The organism is Caulobacter sp. ErkDOM-E, assembly GCF_048541895.1.
GTDB lineage: Bacteria > Pseudomonadota > Alphaproteobacteria > Caulobacterales > Caulobacteraceae > Caulobacter.
The window spans coordinates 3,802,866-3,818,542 of the sequence record NZ_CP183331.1; the positions used below are offsets into that span (position 1 = coordinate 3,802,866).

Below are 15,677 nucleotides of genomic sequence, written 5' to 3' on the forward strand. Positions count from 1 at the left end.
GCAATCAACGCCCCCCCAAAGAGCAAGGGCGGCATTGTTAGGCAGGAAGCGCGGCGGCCGCTATGGCCGATGCGCCCTAACCCGGGATTTGATCTGTGCATTCATCATGCAGGCGCTCATACAGGGCCCGCAGCATCCCGGCCGTCGCGCCCCAGATGAAGCGGTCGTTCCACGGCATGGCGTAGAAGTTGCGCCGCTCGCCGCTGGGCGTCACCCGGTGCTGGCGCTCGTGATTGGTCGGATCCATCAGGAAGTCGAACGGCGTCTCGAACACGTCGGCCACCTCTGCGGGGCTGGCGACGAATTCGGCGGCCGGATCGATAAAGCCGATCACGGGCGTGACGTGAAAGCCGGTCACCGTCTGATAGCCGTGCAGCAGGCCCGACAGGGTGACGAACCTGGGATCCAGCCCCACCTCTTCCTGGGCCTCGCGCAGGGCCGTGACCCACGGTGTCTCGCCCGGATCGCAGCGCCCGCCGGGAAAGGCGATCTGGCCGGTGTGGCTGCGCATGGTGTCCGACCGGCGGGTCAGCAGCACGGTCAGCCCGTCCTCGCGCTCGACCAGTCCCACCAGCACGGCGGCGGGGCGCAGGGCGTGGGGATTGTCAAAGGTCAGGCCGGGATTGAGGTCGAAGTCCGAGCGAACCGGATCGGCCAGGCTGGGATTATAGTGTTCGATGGGGTCCAGCCGGCTGGTGATCCAGTCGCGGCGCTGCTGCGGCGTCATGCGCCGACCGTCCCGGCCGGCGCGATCGGGAACCAGGCGCCGTTCGAGGTGATCCCGAACACCGCGCCGTCCGCCGTCTCGCGCGGGGTCGCCATCTCGGCCAGCTCATAGAACACCGGCCGGGCGATCAGCGCCTCCAGCCCCCGCCGCACATGCAGATAGGGTCGTGGCTCGCCGGTGGCCGGATCGATCTCGACCCGGATGATGTTGTCTGGCCCTGCCTCGACCACGTCGCCGACATTGGTCTCAAAGCGCAGGGTGTCGCCCACCCGGTCCACGCGGACGGCGATGAACGGCGCGTCCTCGACCGTGATCTTCATCTTCTCGGCGGGCGTGACCAGGTGATAGCCGTCGGGATCCAGCCGCAGCACGGTCGAGAACAGACGCACCAGGGCCTCGCGGCCGATCGGCGTGCCCTCGTGGAACCACACCCCGTCCTTGCGGATGCGAATGTCGATCTCGCCGCAATGGGCCGGATGCCACAGATGGACCGGCGGCAGGCCGCGCTCGCCGGCGGCCTTGGCGGCGGCGGCGACGCCTTCCAGTCCGGGTTTGCCTGCGTCTGTCGTTGGAGCATCGACGGTCATGGCCTTCAGGTAGGCCATGCCGCCGCCCTGCTCAAGCGACGCAACGTCTCAGGCGACCGCGACTTTACCCGAAAGGCCTTCGTCGCCGCCCTCGACCAGGGCCTTGAGCAGCACGCGGCGCTGATCGACAGGCCCCGGCATGATGATCCCCGCCGTGTGCGCGGCCGAGAAGCCGGCGCGGGTGAAATAGGGCGCGTCGCCGACCAGCAGCACGGCTTTCCAGCCGGCGGCCCGGGCAGCCTCGCAGGCATGCTCCACCAGGGTCTGGCCCAGGCCCACGCTGCGCTCGTCGGGATCGACGGCCAGGGGGCCCAGGAAAGCGACCGCCGCGCCGCCGATGGTCACGGGCCACATCCGCACGCAACCCACCGGGCGGCCCTCGCGCATCGCGACAAACGAGCAGGCGGCCAGCAGACGGTTGCCCTCGCGCAGGCGCTCGGAAACCTTGGCGAAGCGGCCGGGGCCAAACACCCGGTCGATCAGGGCGGTCACGGGGATTTCCATGGCGGGCGTCTCAAGGACGAGCGCGGGGGCGGAAACGGCGGAACTGGGAACAAGAGAAATGGAGGTCATCAGCCTTCGGAATGCGAAAGGTCGTCGGGGGCTCCCGACGCCAGGCGCGGGAGGGCTTCAGATCGTGGCGCTATCGCGCGTCATTCGTCGCAGGCGCATGGCCGGACCTCCCAAGCCTCAAGGGCATGAACTTGCGGGCGCTTTAGGGCCAAGCCTCAGTCAGGTCAATAACGTTGCGGCGGGGCCAAGCGCCAGTATGGTGCGGCGCAATGTCTGACATCTCCTCCCCGGCCGAAGACCCGTCTCCCGACACCTCTACCCGCGCCCTGTTGCGGGAGCGTGACTTCATGCTGTTCTGGGCCATGCGGTTCATCTCGACCCTGGGTGTGCAGATCCAGTCGGTGGCCCTGGGCTGGCAGGTCTACGCCATAGCCCGCGAGACGCGGTCGGTCGGCGAGTCGGCCTTCCTGGTCAGCATGATCGGCCTGGCCCAGTTCCTGCCGCTGCTGGCCCTGACCCTGATCGCCGGCGAGACCGCCGACCGCCGCACCCGCAAATTCATCGTCGCCATCAGCCTGGCCGTCGACGCCGTCAGCGCCAGCGTGCTGCTGCTCCTGGCTCTGAGCGGCTCGCATGCCCTGTGGCCGGTGTTCGCCGTCTCGGTGATGTTCGGGGCCAGCCGCGCCTTCCTGTCGCCGGCCAGCAGCGCCCTGGGACCCATGCTGGTGCCGCGCGCCCTGCTGCCCCGCGCCATCGCCTGGAATTCCCTGGCCTGGCAGAGCGCCTCGATCATCGGCCCGGCCATCGGCGGTCTGCTGCTGATCCACTCGCCGGCCCTGGCCTTCGGCGCCTCTCTGGCCCTCTATCTGGCCGCCGCGATCATGGCCCTGATGATCCGCAAGAACACCAGGCCCGAAACCCAGCCCGGCTCGCGGCTGGCCCTGATCAAGGAGGGGCTCTCCTATGTGTGGAACAACAAGATCGTGTTCGGCTCGATCTCGCTGGACCTGTTCGCGGTGATCCTGGGCGGGGCCACGGCCCTGCTGCCGGTGTTCGCCAAGGACGTGCTGCATGTGGGGCCGGCGGGCTTTGGCATCCTGCGCGCCGCGCCGGCCATCGGTGCGACGATCGTGGCGATCTATCTGGCCAGCAACCCGATCCGCAGCAAGGCCGGCCCGATCATGTTCGCGGGCGTGGCGGTGTTTGGCGCCGCCACGGTGGTCTTTGGCCTCTCGCAGGTGATGTGGCTTTCGGTCGGGGCCCTGGCCCTGCTGGGCGGGGCCGACATGCTCAGCGTCTATGTCCGCCAGACCCTGGTGCAGATCGTCACCCCCGACGCGATGCGCGGCCGTGTCGCCGCCGTCTCCGGCGTGTTCATCAGCGCCTCCAACGAACTGGGCGAGGCCGAGAGCGGCGTCGCGGCCTGGTTCATGGGCCCGGTCGGGGCGGCGGTGTTCGGCGGGATCGGCGCGCTGGGCGTCACGGGCCTGTGGGCCTGGCTGTTCCCGGAGCTGCGCAAGGCCGACCGGCTGGACTAGATCCCCGCCAGCCTGCGCAGAGCGTCGCCGGTCATCCGCCGGATGATCCATTCGTCCAGCGCCGCAGCGCCCAGGCTGTCATAGAAGGCGATGGACGGCGCGTTCCAGTCCAGCACCGACCATTCCAGTCGGCCCAGATTCTCGTCCAGGCAGCGCCGGGCCAGATTGGCCAGCAAGGCCTTGCCCGCGCCGGAACCGCGCGCCTCGGGCCGCACGAACAGGTCTTCGAGATAGATCCCGTGCCGCCCGACAAAGGTCGAGAAATTGTAGAACCACAGGGCAAACCCCACCGGTTCACCGTCGATCTGCGCGATGTCGCAGAACGCCCGAGGGTTTTCGCCAAACAGCGCCGCCGTCACGTGGCCTTCCGTCGCCTCCACCGAGTCCAGCAGCTTTTCATACTCGGCCAGATCGCGGATGAACTGCAGGATCAGGGCGCTGTCAGCGGCGACGGCAGGGCGGATGGTGACGTTCCCGGAGGGTGAAGGCATGGCGGTCTCTGCACGTGATCCCTCTCCCAGAGGGAGAGGGCGGGGCCCGCGCTGAAAGCGTGGGAGGGTGAGGGGTTTGGACGGTGGACGGCGTGCCGGCGCGCCGGTTGCCGGCGTAACCCCTCACCACCCACCGCTGCGCGGCGGGTCCCTCCTCTCCCTCTGGGAGAGGCTTGATTGACCCTCAGCCGATCTTCACCCCCGGCGGCGGAACGCTGTCCTCCGGCACGAAGAAGTCCGGCATCAGGGTCGCGGTCGGGTCGACGGCATAGGGCGTGAAATCGGTGACGCCCTGCTCGTACAGGAAGCTGTCGTCGATCAGGAAATTGCCCGAGAACTCCCGCGATGGCTTGCCAAAGATCGCATGAGCGGCATCAGCCATGATCTCGACCTTGCGGCAGTGGCGCAGGCCTTCTTCGCCGGTCAGGGCGAACTGGATGGCGGCGGTGGCGATGCCGGTGCGCGGCCAAAGGGCGTTGAAGGCGATGCCGTCGCCGCGGAATTCCTCGGCCATGCCCAGAACGCACAGGCTCATATTGTACTTGGCCATCGAATAGGCGACGTGCGGCGCAAACCAGCGGGGCTTCATGTCCAGCGGCGGCGACAGCATCAGCACGTGCGGGTTTTCGGCCTTCTTCAGGTGCGGGATACAGGCCTTGGAGACCAGGAACGTGCCGCGCCCGTTGACCTGATGCATCAGGTCGTAGCGCTTCATCTCGGTCGACAGGGTTCCGGTGATAGAGATGGCCGAGGCGTTGTTGACGCAGATATCGATGCCGCCGAACCGGGCCACGGCCTTCTCGACCGCCTCATAGACGCTGGCTTCTTCGCGCACGTCGACGATCAGCGGCAGGGCCTGGCCCCCGGCTGCCTCAATCTCGGCGGCGGCCGAATAGATGGTGCCCGGCAGCTTGGGATGGGCCTCGGCGGTCTTGGCGGCGATGACGATATTGGCTCCGTCACGCGCCGCCCGCAGGGCGATGGCCAGGCCGATGCCGCGAGAGGCCCCGGTCACGAACAGGGTCTTGTTCTTCAAGCTCATGCGGGGTCTCCACGGGGTTTGAGCAGATCGACGGCGGCGGCCACGAAGCCGAGAATGAAGGCCATCTTGGCCACGTGCGCGATCGGACCCTGATCCTTCAGGATCAGGCCCGCAAGGCCGATGACAAGGGCGGTGATCCACAGGCCGGCGGCGATGCGGAACGCTCCCCCGGCCCGCAGCAGATCCACGCTCCAGACGGCCATGCCGATCGACCAGACGCTGGACGCGATCATGTAGGACGCCTCGCCAAAGATGCTGGCTGACGAGGTCCGCACCAGCATCAGACCCAGCAGGGCCAGCACGAAGCCCGCCAGGGCCAGTGGCCCGGCCGACCGTCCGCTCACGGAGCGAACGGCCAGCATCCCGAACAGCAGCAGCAGATCGATGGCCACATAGACCAGATGCGGCCAGGGCTCCGCGAGGCGCGGATAGATCACGAACGGCGCAAAGATATCGATGGCCGCCCCGACAAGGGTGGCGACAGCGGCCAGCCGCAGGACGGAGCGGCGCTCCATCAGGCCCCGGCCCCCGTCGTTTCGACGGACAGCGCCCACAGACGCTCGGCCGCCTCGGGGTCGAGGGCGTGCGGTAGGACTCCGGCCCAGGGCTTTTCCTTGGTCCATGGCTGCGCCTGGGCCAGGTCTTCCAGATAGAGCCCGCCGACACCTTCCAGTTCATCGCCGACGGCGGCCCAGACGCTGGTCGAGGCGCCCTCTTCCGTCGTCTTGAAGCCGTCGCGAACCTTGCCGTTCTCGTCGATCCAGCCCAGGGCGATCTGCTCCTCGATCGGCAGGTGGCGCTGCAGCGGGGTCATGATCCCGCCCGGCATCACGGCGTTGGCGAACACACCCTGATCCTTGAAGCGCTTGTTGAAGCCGACCGCGAACAGGGCGTTGGCGGTCTTGGCATGGCCGTAGCTTTCCCACTTGTCGTAGGCGCGGGTCTTGTAGTGCGGGTCCTCGAAGTTGAAGCCCGCCCGGCGGTGGCCGATCGATGACAGCGAGACCAGCCGCGAGCTCTTGCCCGACGCCTTGGCGCCCGCGATCAGGTTCGGGGCCAGCAGCACCGACAGCAGGAAGTGGCCGAAATGGTTGGTGCCGACCTGCATCTCCAGCCCGTCCTCGGTATAGGTCAGGGGGCTGGCCATCACGCCGGCGTTGTTGATCAGGATGTTCAGCGGCTTGTCGCCCCAGCGCTCGGCGAAGGCGCGGATCGACTTGAAGCTGGAAAGATCCAGCATCGACCAGGAGGCTTTCGCACCCTTGGCCGTCTTGTTGACCTCGGCGACGGCGGCTTCGGCCAGATCCGGCTTGCGGACGGCGATGATCACTTCTGCGCCGGCTTCGGCCAGGGCGCGGGCGGTCTCGACGCCGATGCCGGTGGCGGCGCCGGTGACGATGGCGACCTTGCCGGTCAGGTCATGGCCGGCGACCACGTCGCGGGCCGGGGTATAGGGGCTGAAGCCCGAGGTGATGCGGTCGGCCATGTCGTTCTCTCCCGTGATTTTTTTGGTATTCGGAACGCTACAATTGCAGGGCCAGCAGCCCTAGGGCGATGGCCAGGCACAGTGGGCCATAGGCCCGCCGGTTGAGGCGAGCGAAGGGCGTGCCCTCGGCATAGCGAAAGACCGGCGGCGCATAAGTCGCCAGCCCCCGCAGGGCGAAGACGGCGAACAACGGCCAGCGCGCCATCCACAGCCAGAAACTCAGCGGCGAGGCCGGAGCCAGCGTGGCGAGGGCGAGCAGGCCACCTCCCGCCAGGGCCACCGCGACGGCGGCGCAGGCCAGAGGTCCCGGAGCGCGCATGCCGGCCGTGCGGCCGACCACATGCTCGACCAGCGAAGCCTCGTCATGTCCCGGCCAGCGACCGCCGAACCCCCAGTAGAGGTGGACCCCGGCCAGGGCGAAAAGCGTCGCCGCCAGGATCACCGCCAGCAGCACGGCGTCAGGCCACCTTGCTGAAGTCAGCCGGCCGCCGCTCGGCGAAGGCCATGAAGGCCTCGCGGGCTTCGGCGGTCTGCAGGCGTTCGGCGAAAAGGGCGCCTTCGGTGTCCATCAGGGCGGCGATCTTCTCGGCGTCACGCATCAGGCGCTTGGTGGTGGTCAGGGCCCCCAGCGGTCGTTTGGCCAGCTGGTCGGCCGAAGCGCGGGCCCGGGCGCGCAGCTCGTCCAGCGGCACCACCGCGTTCGACAGCCCCCAGGCCGCGGCGGTCGTCCCGTCCACGGCTTCGCCCAGGGCGAACATGGCATAGGCGCGGGCATGGCCGATGCGGGCCGGCAGCAGCCAGCTGGAGGCGGCTTCCGGCACCAGGGCCAGGTTGACGAAGGGCGTGGTCAGGCGGGCGTCGGGGCTGGTGAACACCAGGTCGCAGTGCAGCAGCATGGTCGTGCCCACGCCGACGGCCTGGCCATGCACGGCGGCGACCAGCGGGCGGGTGGCGTTGGCCAGGGCCTTGAGGAACCGCCCCACATGCCGCTCGCCGCTGAAGCCGCCCGTGGCCTGGGCGGTGAAGTCAGCCAGGTCATTGCCGGCCGTGAAGGCGTCGCCATCGGCCTGGAACACCACCACCCGCACGGCGGGATCGGTCTCGGCCTGCTCCAGGCTGTCGGCCAGCACCCCGTACATGGCGTTGCTGAGGGCGTTCTTCTTTTCCGGACGCGACAGGGTGATGGTCATCACGCCGGCGTCGATCTGAACTTTCACATGCTCGGTCATGCGGCGTCTCCTTTGGGGAACTTGGTTTGCAGGCTCATCAGCCAGCGGGCGATCACGGCGATCTCGTCGTCCGAGAAGCCCTCGGTCAGGTTGGCGTTGATGCTGTCGAGGCCGCCCTTGGCGTACTGACGCGCCGCGCGGCCCTTTTCGGTCAGGTACAGCCGCATGGCGCGGCCGTCGGCCGGGTCGGGGCGACGCTCGACCAGATCCACCTTGGTCATCCGGTCGATCAGGCCGGTCATGGCCGAGGGGGCCAGGTCCAGGGCCTCGGCCGCCTCGCCGATCAGGGCGCCGTCGCGCTGGCCCAGAAAGAACAGCACGCCCGAATGGGCCGCCGTCAGCCCGCCCTTGGCCGCCATCGCCGCCTCGATCCAGCGCTGAACGCGCCGGTTGCCGGCGTTGAGCAGGAAGACGAGACGGCGGTCGGGCGGCACGGTCATGGCGCGACGCTAATACTTCGCGCGCGAAACATCAAACAGTTGTTTCGACGACCTCCACGGCGCCGTACCAGGCCACGCCCTCCGCGTCGGTGTCGCGGCGGACCACACCCCGATGCATCAGGCAGTTCAGGTGGGCCAGGGCCTCCCCCGTCGCCATACCCAGCAGATCGGGACCGATCGGGCGGGCGAACAACGCCCCGAACACGTCCACCGCCCTTTTGGGCTCAACGACCTTGGACGCCAGCCGGCCCAGGCCTCGCTCATGGCCGCTGATCAGATGGTCGATCCGCGCATGCAGGCCGTGGAACGGATCATTGTGGGCCGGCAGCACCAGCACGCTGTCAGGCACCACCGCCTTGACCTTGGCCAGCGAGGTCAGCCAGTCGCTCAGGGGATCGGCTTCGGGTTCGGTGGGAAACACCGAGACATTGGACGAGATGCGCGGCAGCACCTGGTCGCCGCTGATCAGCACGTCCAGCTCCGGACACCACAGGCAGGCATGATCGGGCGAATGGCCCTGCCCGGTCACGACGCGCCAGGTGCGGCCACCGATGTCGAAATCCTCGCCGTCGCTGAGGCGGCGATAGCTGTCGGGCAGGGCGTAGATCGCCTTTCCAAAGCCGCCGAAGCGGGCCTTGTAGTTCTCGATGGCGTCCTCGTCCCAGCCGGCGGCCTTGAAGAACCGCACGCCATCCTCGGGCGCCTCGCGGCCAGTGTCGGCCACCAGCATCCGGCACTGGAAATATTCCAGGCGGGTCATCCACAGGCGGCAGTCGAACTTGCGCACGATCCAGCCAGCCAGGCCCACATGGTCGGGATGCAGGTGGGTGCAGATCACCCGGGTGATCGGCTTGCCGCCCAGCACGCCGGCGAAGGCGGCCCGCCAGGCCTGGCTGGTCTCCTTGGTCTGCAGGCCCGTATCGACGATGGCCCAGCCCTCGCCGTCGGCCAGGGCCCAGACATTGATGAATTGCAGCGAGCCGCCCAGCGGCTGCCTCAGCCACAAAACGCCCGGCGCCACCTCGACGGCCTGGCCGGTTCCCTGCTCAGGCACGGTCTCGAACGGGTAGACCAGCCGGGGCCTACGGGGCTGCGTCTCATCCTCTTCCAGTCCGTCGCGCATCTGTCGTCCCTTCCCGCCATGTTTTCGCTCACGTGGGAGGACATCTTGACCCCCAACGCAAGGGCGCGCTTATGTCCGCGCGAGGAATCCACCCAGGAGATGTTTCCCATGAGGCCATTCGCGATCGGCTTGGTTGCCGCCCTCGCGCTCGGTGCGCTCGTGCCGGCCGCCGTCATTTCGGCGCCGAAAGAGAGCAAGGACAAGCCAAAGATTGACGCCAAGGCGCGTGAAGCGGGCATGAAAGACGCCCCCGCGCTCATGCAGGCCGTCAATACCGGCTGCACCGTCACCGACGCCCGCCTGATCGGCGCGGACAAGAAAACCGCGAGCACCTATTACGAGGTCGCCTGCCAGGACAGCATCGGCTTTGCGCTGATCGCCAAGAAGGACACCCCGCCGCAGGTGTTCACCTGCCTGGAAGCCAACGCGCCAGCCGCCGACGGCAATCCCAGCGCCCTGGCCTGCCTTCTGCCCGGCAACGCCGACCCCAAGGCCGGCCTGAAGCCGTTCGTCAGCAAGGGCGGCGTGGCCTGCGACATCGAAAACGCTCGCGCCATCGGCTCGGGCGCCAAGAAGTCGTACTTCGAAATCGCCTGCAAGGGCGGCACGGGCTACATCCTGCAGACCAGCGCCCCGGCCAATGCGGCCGACGAAGTGGTCGCCAGCAGCTGCCTGCTGTACGAAGACGGCGCCAATGTCAGCTGCAAGCTGACTGACAAGGCCGCCCAACTGGCCATCGTCGACACCCTGACCGCCGCGTCGGGCAAGGCCTGCCAGGTCAAGGACAAGCGCTACGTCCTGAGCACCAAGACCGACAACTACTTCGAAGTCGCCTGCGCCGACGGCAAGGGCTACATGCTGCAGCAGACGGCGGCCGGCGGGGCTCTGGCCCGCACCATCGACTGCGCCCAGGCCGCCTTCGTCGGCGGCGGCTGCACCCTGACCGATTCGGTCGCGGCGCTGACCGAGCAGGCCGCCCTCTACAGCAAGCTGTCGACCAAGGGCGGCTTCAACTGCGATGTCGAAAAGTACGGCATGCTGCCCAGCGCCGATCCCAAAAAGGAAATCGTCGAGCTGAAGTGCAAGAACCGTCCAGACGGCGCGATCGCCATCTTCTCGACCGGACCGGCGCTGATCTATGACTGCCTGTTCGCCGAAATGAACGGCTATCGCTGCAGCTTCTCCAAGCAGGACGCGATGTTCCCGCGCCTGTCGGCCGACCTCAAGGCCTTTGGCAAGGGCTCGTGCGAGGTCTCCGGCGTCCGCCTGGTCGGTCGCAACGAGACCGAAGGCTATTTCGAAGTCGCCTGCTCGGACGGTCTGCCCGGCTGGGTGATGAGCTATCCGGTCAACATGCCCAATCCGAAGTCGAAGGAAATCCTCGCCTGCTCGCAGGCCAAGGGCATCGGCGGCGGCTGCAAGCTGCCGACCAACGTCAAGAAGAGCTGATCGGGTCGCAAGCCTGAAACAGCAAGCCCGCCGGGAGCGATCCCGGCGGGCTTTTTTGTTGTCCGAAGTCCGGCAAAGCCCCTCAGCGCAGGCTCATCACCTCGTCGAGGGCCAGCTTGGTCTTGGCGTGGGCCGGGACGGTGGCATCCTGCGCCGGGTGGCCAACCACCAACAGGATGTAGGGCTTTTCATGGTCCGGCCGCCCGAGCGCCGTGTTGAGAAAGCCCATTGGGCTGGGCGTATGGGTCAGGGTCGCCAGACCCGCCTCGTTGAGCGCCGCGATCAGGAAGCCCGTCGCAATGCCCACCGATTCGGGCACGTAATAGTGCTTGATCTTGCCGCCGGTCGCGTCGACGCCATGCCGCTGGCCGAAGATCGCGATCAGCCAGGGCGCAGTTTCAAGGAACGGCTTGTCGGCGTCGGTGCCCAGGGGCGTGAGGGCGTCGAGCCAGGCCTCCCCGGCCCGGCCGGCGTAGAATTCCCGCTCTTCGGCCTCGGCCGCAGCCCGAAGTTCCGTCCGCAAAGGCCCCGGCCCAATCAGGACAAATCGCCAGGGCTGCTGGTTGGCGCCGCTGGGCGCGGTCGCCGCCGCCGCGATACAGCGCTCGACCACCGCCCGCGGCACGGGACGGTCACTGAAGGCGCGGATGGTGTGACGGCGGCGAAGCCGGGCCAGGGCCGCCTCCGCCCGCTCCAGCATCTGCTCGTCGGTCAGCTCCCAGCGATCCGGCAGGGGCAGATGGTCGGGCTGGGTGGTCATGGCTCGCCTATTTCATCGCCGCTTCGATGAAATGCGGTCCCGGCGTCGTCATCGCCCGCGCCATGGCCGCATCGAAAGCTTCAGCCGTCTCGACCCGCTCGGCGGGCATGCCCAGGCCGCTGGCCAGAGCCACCCAGTCGATCCGGGGATCGCCCAGGTCCAGCAGCCGCGAAGCCTTGGGGCCGGGCTCGCCGCCGCCGGTGCGGCCCATCTCGATGCCCAGGATGCGATAGGCCCCGTTGGCGAAGATCACCACGGTGACGTCCAGCTTCTCGCGCGCGATCGTCCACAGGCCCTGCACCGTGTACATGCCCGCGCCGTCGCCATTGAGGCTCAGCACCTTGCGGTCCGGGCAGGCCACCGCGGCGCCGAGCGCAACCGGAATGCCCTGGCCGATGGCCCCGCCGGTCAGGCTCAGCCAGTCATGGGCGCGGGCGTTGCGGGTCTGGGTGAAGATCGGCAGGCCGGCGGTCACCGCGTCGTCGGAAATGATCCCGCCGGTCGGCATGTGCCGGGCGATCGAGGCCCCCATGGCCCAGGCGTCGAACTTGGGCCCCGGCGCGGCCGGCTCGATATAGGCCTCGACCGCGCCGTGGGCCGGCGCGCCCAGGGCGTCAGCCAGGGCGTTCAGCGCGGCCGGCGCATCGACCTCGCGACCGCACAGGGTCTCCAGCGCGCAGCCGTCCGGAACCAGCACGCTGGGCCGGTCGGGATAGGCGAAGAAGGCCACCGGCTGGCTGGTCCCGGCCAGCACGATCAGATCAACGCCGGTCAGGTCCTTCAGGGCCTGCTCGCCGAAATACATCATCTTGTCGGGCCGGAACCGGCCCTCGCCCCGTGACTGGCGGGCGGTGAAGGTGTCGGTCAGCACACGGACGCCCGCAGCGGCCAGGCGTCCGGCGGCGGCGATCCCGGCCTCGCCGCAGGCGCTGGAGCCCAGCAGGATCGTGGGCTTTTCGGCCGCCCGGATCGCGGCGGCGACGCCGGCCACGGCCGAGGCGTCAGGCGCGGCGGGACGCGGCGTCTCGATCACCGGTCCTGAGGCATTGGTCTCGTTCCAGGCGCTGTCGGCGGGCAGGATCAGACAGGCATTGCCGCCCGGCGCGCCGAAGCTGGCGGCCACGGCCTCGGCGGCGAGGGCGCCGACCTGATCGGCGCTCTCGGCCGACTTGACCCAGATCGAGTTGGGCGCGGCCAGGGCGGCGATGTCGGAATTGAGCGGCGCGTCGTACTGGCGGTGATCGGTGGCGTGGTCGCCGATCACATTGACGATCGGCGTATAGGCTCGCCGCGCATTGTGCAGATTGGCCGCGCCATTGGCGTAGCCGGGACCCAGGTGCAGCAGGGTGCAGGCGGGCTTGCCGACCATGCGGCCATAGCCGTCGGCCGCGCCGGTGGCGACGCCCTCGAACAGGCACAGGATCGAGCGCATGCGCGGCTCGCGGTCCAGGGCCGCGACGAACTGCATCTCGCTGGTGCCGGGATTGGCGAAACAGGCGGTGACGCCGTTGTCGGCCAAGGTGGTGATCAGGGCGTCCGCGCCGTTCATGGTCTTCTCCGTACCGTGTTCCTTTCCTTCCAACATTTCGGGCGGCGCGCCAACGGTGGTTGCGCATCACCTGCAAGCTGAAGCAGTCTGAAGGCGCCGAAGCCTCGCCACAGAACGAGCCGGCGAGGGGACGACCATGACGCAATCCACTAATCTGGCCCGCTGGGTGCTGATCGCCTCGATCCTGGCGGGGGTCAGCTATGTCGCCGCCTGGGGCCTGGGCCTGCCGCAGGCCGCCGAACTCACCTGGAAGGGCCTGGGCGTCAGCCTGCTGGCCGTCTATGCGGCCCTCAAGGCGCGCGATCTGGACGGCTGGCTGGTGGTCGCGGTGATGGCGTTCGGCGCGCTGGGCGACGTGCTGCTGGGCGCAGCCGGACTGACGGTGGGCGCGATCGCCTTCCTGGCCGGACACCTGATCGCCATCGGCCTCTATCTGCGCAATCGCCGGCCGAGCCTGTCGCGCAGCCAGCTGGCCCTGGCCATCGTGCTGGTTCCCGCCACCGTCACCATCGCCTGGCTGCTGCCTGCCGACCGGGCCGGCGCGCCGGGCGTGGCCTTCTACGCCCTGGGCCTGTCGCTGATGGCCGCCACCGCCTGGACCAGCCGCTTTCACCGCTTTCGCGTCGGGATCGGGGCGGTGATGTTCGTGGTCTCCGACCTGCTGATCTTCGCGCGGTCGGGGCCGCTGCCGGACAATTTCCTGACCGGGCTGGGCGTGTGGGGGCTGTACTATTTCGGGCAGTTGCTGATCTGCGTGGGGGTGGTGGAGGGGCTGGCAAAATCTCCCGCTCTCCCCGGCGAAGGCCGGGGCCCAGATCCAGCCTGAGCCTTTGGGGATAACGCGCTCAACGGCCTCGTCAAAACGCGAGGCGCTCTGGGTTCGATCTGGGCCCCGGCCTTCGCCGGGGAGAGCGGATGTTCAACGAAACACCATCACCCCGTCATCCGGCGCCTCGGCGAACAATCGCTCCAGCTCGACAGGGCGCCGGTCGCGGGCCAGGGCCTGATTGATATAGCCCTTGTCGGTCAGCTCGCCCGAGGCGGCGTCCGGGGCGCCGTCGAGGATCAGGGCGCGGGCCACCTTGCCGCCGCCCTTGGCTGCAGCGTTCAGCCGCTCCAGCCCCTCGCGCACCGCCGCACGCACGGCGGCCGCATCACCCAGTCGCCCGGCGGCGGTGGGATCGATGAACAGCATCAGCCCGACCCCATCGCGCCCCTCGCCACAGACCAGGGCGTCAGACACCACGCCGCCGATCGCCGACACCGCCGCCACCCGCAGGGCCCCGGCCGCCACGAAGGTGCCGCTGGCCAGCTTGAAGTTCTCGACCAGGCGCCCGTCGAACACCAGACCCGCCGCCGGGTCTTCGGGATCGGCCAGCCGCGCGGCGTCGCCCAGGCAGTAGAAGCCCTCGTCATCAAAGGCGTCGCGGGTGGCTTCGGGCTGATCCAGATAGCCGGGCGACACCTGCGGTCCCTTGACCCGGATCTCGAACTTGTCGCCCGCTGGCACCAGTTTCACCGCCGTGCCCGGCGTCGGCAGGCCGACCATGCCCGAGCGGGCGTTGTGCCAATGGATGTTGCAGGCGGTCGGCCCCGTCTCGGTAGCGCCATAGCCGGCCGCGAAACTGACCCGCTCGCCGATGGTGCGCACCGCCACGGCCTGGATGCGGTCGAGAATCGACTGGGCCATCGAGGCGCCGCCATATTGCAGCACCCGGACCTTCTCGAAGAACTTCGCCGCCAGGGCCGCGTCACGCTCCAGCTCGCCGACCAGCAGGCCCCAGCCGGCCGGGACCATGTTGTGATAGGTGGTCGCCACCTCGCGCAGATTGCGCAGGGTCTCGGCAAAGCGCGCGGGCGTGGGCTGGCCGGCGTCGATATACAGCGTCCCGCCCCGGTGCAGCACCATGTGCAGGATGGCGTTGGCGCCCAGGCTGTGGCTCCACGGCGCGGAATTGACCAGCACCGGCGGCTCGGGGTCGGCGTAGCAGGCCTCGATCTGGGCGGCGTTCAGCGCGATATTGGCGTGGGTGCAGATCACCGCTTTCGGCTTGCCGGTCGAGCCCGAGGTCAGCAGCAGCTTGGCGACGTCAGCGGGCCGGCAGAGCGGCGCCACGGGCGGGGCGTCCAGCAGATCGGTGAACGGGATGTGGTGGCCGGCCGGATTGAGACTGGCGATCACCGGCAACCCCGCCAGGAACGGCGCCTCCAGCGCCCCCGCGAAGGCGGTCGCGTCATCGGCATAGACCGCCGCCGGCTTCAGCCGCTCGACCGCGAAAGCCAGCCGCGAGAGGTCGGCGCCCGCCAGACCGTACTGCGGCGACACCGGTGAGATCGGCGCGCCCAGGCTCATGGCGGCATAGCCGATCAGAGCGTGGTCGATGGTGTTGCGGGCCAGGATCAGCAGCGGCTTGCCCGGACCCAGGCCCAGGGCCTTCAGCCCGCCGGCCAGGGCTTCGATCTTCATCCTGGCCTCGGCAAAGGTCACGGTCCGCCAACCCTCGCCCTCGCCCCCATTGGCCCGCTCCGCCAGCCAGACCCGGTCAGGCGCTTCGACGGACCAGCGGGCCAGGGGCGCGGTCACGGTCTGGACCGCGTCGGAATAGGGCATGGGATTGCGCAGGATCAGCGCGACGCCGCGCTGTTCGAACTCAAGGGCGCGCGGCGCATAGCGGGCGTCGCGAAAGGGGGCCGTAGCGGCAGATGATCCGTCCATGGGCGCTGTTATCCCGCGCCTCATACG

Annotated in this window: 17 protein-coding genes; 3 read left to right on the forward strand and 14 right to left on the reverse strand. The window is 68.8% G+C overall.

Annotated features, from left to right (window positions below; genetic code table 11):
• Positions 1-76: 76 nt before the first annotated feature.
• From ACN2C7_RS18575 to ACN2C7_RS18585, 3 genes are read right to left on the reverse strand one after another with little or no spacing between them, the layout of a single operon-like run.
• Positions 77-727: a CoA pyrophosphatase gene (locus ACN2C7_RS18575; protein ID WP_419318954.1), complete on the reverse strand. Its 651-nt coding sequence runs from the start codon at positions 725-727 to the stop codon at positions 77-79.
• Positions 724-1,314, reverse strand: coding sequence for a DUF1285 domain-containing protein (locus ACN2C7_RS18580; protein ID WP_419321501.1), 591 nt, complete (start codon positions 1,312-1,314; stop codon positions 724-726). The genes ACN2C7_RS18575 and ACN2C7_RS18580 overlap by 4 nt, the downstream gene beginning before the upstream one ends.
• Before the next feature lie 48 nt (positions 1,315-1,362).
• Positions 1,363-1,887 (reverse strand): GNAT family N-acetyltransferase, encoded by a 525-nt coding sequence (locus ACN2C7_RS18585; RefSeq protein ID WP_419318955.1) that lies wholly within the window; start codon positions 1,885-1,887, stop codon positions 1,363-1,365.
• Between the two features lie 209 nt (positions 1,888-2,096).
• On the opposite strand from ACN2C7_RS18585, the gene ACN2C7_RS18590 reads away from it, so the two are divergent.
• The gene (locus ACN2C7_RS18590; protein ID WP_419318956.1) at positions 2,097-3,365 is read left to right on the forward strand and encodes an MFS transporter; all 1,269 of its coding nucleotides are present in this window, start codon (positions 2,097-2,099) and stop codon (positions 3,363-3,365) included.
• Here the strand turns inward: ACN2C7_RS18590 and ACN2C7_RS18595 are convergent.
• The 8 genes from ACN2C7_RS18595 to ACN2C7_RS18630 all read right to left on the reverse strand — a co-directional run bounded on the left by ACN2C7_RS18595 (position 3,362) and on the right by ACN2C7_RS18630 (position 9,176).
• Entirely contained in the window at positions 3,362-3,856 is a 495-nt protein-coding gene (locus ACN2C7_RS18595; RefSeq protein WP_419318957.1) for an N-acetyltransferase family protein, read from the reverse strand. The two genes, ACN2C7_RS18590 and ACN2C7_RS18595, sit on opposite strands and share 4 nt — an antisense overlap.
• 184 nt (positions 3,857-4,040) lie before the next feature.
• Positions 4,041-4,898 (reverse strand): SDR family oxidoreductase, encoded by an 858-nt coding sequence (locus ACN2C7_RS18600; protein WP_419318958.1) that lies wholly within the window; start codon positions 4,896-4,898, stop codon positions 4,041-4,043.
• The gene (locus ACN2C7_RS18605) at positions 4,895-5,413 is read right to left on the reverse strand and encodes a hypothetical protein (protein WP_419318959.1); all 519 of its coding nucleotides are present in this window, start codon (positions 5,411-5,413) and stop codon (positions 4,895-4,897) included. The genes ACN2C7_RS18600 and ACN2C7_RS18605 overlap by 4 nt, the downstream gene beginning before the upstream one ends.
• A complete protein-coding gene (locus ACN2C7_RS18610; RefSeq protein ID WP_419318960.1) occupies positions 5,413-6,384 on the reverse strand; it encodes an SDR family NAD(P)-dependent oxidoreductase in 972 nt (323 codons plus the stop codon). The genes ACN2C7_RS18605 and ACN2C7_RS18610 overlap by 1 nt, the downstream gene beginning before the upstream one ends.
• Positions 6,385-6,421: 37 nt before the next feature.
• Positions 6,422-6,838 carry a DUF3995 domain-containing protein gene (locus ACN2C7_RS18615; RefSeq protein WP_419318961.1) on the reverse strand — a complete coding sequence of 139 codons (417 nt, stop codon included), beginning with the start codon at positions 6,836-6,838 and terminating at the stop codon, positions 6,422-6,424.
• A gap of 4 nt (positions 6,839-6,842) precedes the next feature.
• Positions 6,843-7,613 (reverse strand): enoyl-CoA hydratase, encoded by a 771-nt coding sequence (locus ACN2C7_RS18620; protein ID WP_419318962.1) that lies wholly within the window; start codon positions 7,611-7,613, stop codon positions 6,843-6,845.
• Positions 7,610-8,053 (reverse strand): MarR family winged helix-turn-helix transcriptional regulator, encoded by a 444-nt coding sequence (locus tag ACN2C7_RS18625; RefSeq protein WP_419318963.1) that lies wholly within the window; start codon positions 8,051-8,053, stop codon positions 7,610-7,612. Before ACN2C7_RS18625 ends, ACN2C7_RS18620 begins: the two co-directional genes overlap by 4 nt.
• A 31-nt stretch (positions 8,054-8,084) precedes the next feature.
• A complete protein-coding gene (locus ACN2C7_RS18630) occupies positions 8,085-9,176 on the reverse strand; it encodes an MBL fold metallo-hydrolase (protein WP_419318964.1) in 1,092 nt (363 codons plus the stop codon).
• A 108-nt stretch (positions 9,177-9,284) separates the two neighbouring features.
• On the opposite strand from ACN2C7_RS18630, the gene ACN2C7_RS18635 reads away from it, so the two are divergent.
• Positions 9,285-10,625 (forward strand): hypothetical protein, encoded by a 1,341-nt coding sequence (locus ACN2C7_RS18635; protein ID WP_419318965.1) that lies wholly within the window; start codon positions 9,285-9,287, stop codon positions 10,623-10,625.
• A gap of 82 nt (positions 10,626-10,707) precedes the next feature.
• Here the strand turns inward: ACN2C7_RS18635 and ACN2C7_RS18640 are convergent, their stop codons facing one another.
• On the reverse strand, positions 10,708-11,385 hold the full coding sequence (locus ACN2C7_RS18640) for a nitroreductase family protein (protein WP_419318966.1): 678 nt from the start codon (positions 11,383-11,385) through the stop codon (positions 10,708-10,710).
• A 7-nt stretch (positions 11,386-11,392) separates the two neighbouring features.
• The gene (locus ACN2C7_RS18645; protein WP_419318967.1) at positions 11,393-12,934 is read right to left on the reverse strand and encodes an acetolactate synthase large subunit; all 1,542 of its coding nucleotides are present in this window, start codon (positions 12,932-12,934) and stop codon (positions 11,393-11,395) included.
• 136 nt (positions 12,935-13,070) lie between these two features.
• Here ACN2C7_RS18645 and ACN2C7_RS18650 point away from each other — a divergent pair, with 136 nt between their 5' ends.
• Positions 13,071-13,760 (forward strand): lysoplasmalogenase, encoded by a 690-nt coding sequence (locus ACN2C7_RS18650; protein ID WP_419318968.1) that lies wholly within the window; start codon positions 13,071-13,073, stop codon positions 13,758-13,760.
• A 93-nt stretch (positions 13,761-13,853) separates the two neighbouring features.
• Here ACN2C7_RS18650 and ACN2C7_RS18655 read toward each other — a convergent pair whose 3' ends face one another.
• Positions 13,854-15,650 carry a feruloyl-CoA synthase gene (locus tag ACN2C7_RS18655; RefSeq protein ID WP_419318969.1) on the reverse strand — a complete coding sequence of 599 codons (1,797 nt, stop codon included), beginning with the start codon at positions 15,648-15,650 and terminating at the stop codon, positions 13,854-13,856.
• Between the last annotated feature and the right edge of the window lie 27 nt (positions 15,651-15,677).

Coding starts and splice junctions, on each gene's coding strand:
- ACN2C7_RS18580 (WP_419321501.1), bottom strand. CDS start 1,314: ATGACCGTCGATGCTCCAACGACAGACGCAGGCAAACCCGGACTGGAA.
- ACN2C7_RS18575 (WP_419318954.1), bottom strand. CDS start 727: ATGACGCCGCAGCAGCGCCGCGACTGGATCACCAGCCGGCTGGACCCC.
- ACN2C7_RS18625 (WP_419318963.1), bottom strand. CDS start 8,053: ATGACCGTGCCGCCCGACCGCCGTCTCGTCTTCCTGCTCAACGCCGGC.
- ACN2C7_RS18655 (WP_419318969.1), bottom strand. CDS start 15,650: ATGGACGGATCATCTGCCGCTACGGCCCCCTTTCGCGACGCCCGCTAT.
- ACN2C7_RS18635 (WP_419318965.1), top strand. CDS start 9,285: ATGAGGCCATTCGCGATCGGCTTGGTTGCCGCCCTCGCGCTCGGTGCG.
- ACN2C7_RS18590 (WP_419318956.1), top strand. CDS start 2,097: ATGTCTGACATCTCCTCCCCGGCCGAAGACCCGTCTCCCGACACCTCT.
- ACN2C7_RS18605 (WP_419318959.1), bottom strand. CDS start 5,413: ATGGAGCGCCGCTCCGTCCTGCGGCTGGCCGCTGTCGCCACCCTTGTC.
- ACN2C7_RS18600 (WP_419318958.1), bottom strand. CDS start 4,898: ATGAGCTTGAAGAACAAGACCCTGTTCGTGACCGGGGCCTCTCGCGGC.
- ACN2C7_RS18650 (WP_419318968.1), top strand. CDS start 13,071: ATGACGCAATCCACTAATCTGGCCCGCTGGGTGCTGATCGCCTCGATC.
- ACN2C7_RS18630 (WP_419318964.1), bottom strand. CDS start 9,176: ATGCGCGACGGACTGGAAGAGGATGAGACGCAGCCCCGTAGGCCCCGG.
- ACN2C7_RS18595 (WP_419318957.1), bottom strand. CDS start 3,856: ATGCCTTCACCCTCCGGGAACGTCACCATCCGCCCTGCCGTCGCCGCT.
- ACN2C7_RS18645 (WP_419318967.1), bottom strand. CDS start 12,934: ATGAACGGCGCGGACGCCCTGATCACCACCTTGGCCGACAACGGCGTC.
- ACN2C7_RS18610 (WP_419318960.1), bottom strand. CDS start 6,384: ATGGCCGACCGCATCACCTCGGGCTTCAGCCCCTATACCCCGGCCCGC.
- ACN2C7_RS18640 (WP_419318966.1), bottom strand. CDS start 11,385: ATGACCACCCAGCCCGACCATCTGCCCCTGCCGGATCGCTGGGAGCTG.
- ACN2C7_RS18585 (WP_419318955.1), bottom strand. CDS start 1,887: ATGACCTCCATTTCTCTTGTTCCCAGTTCCGCCGTTTCCGCCCCCGCG.
- ACN2C7_RS18620 (WP_419318962.1), bottom strand. CDS start 7,613: ATGACCGAGCATGTGAAAGTTCAGATCGACGCCGGCGTGATGACCATC.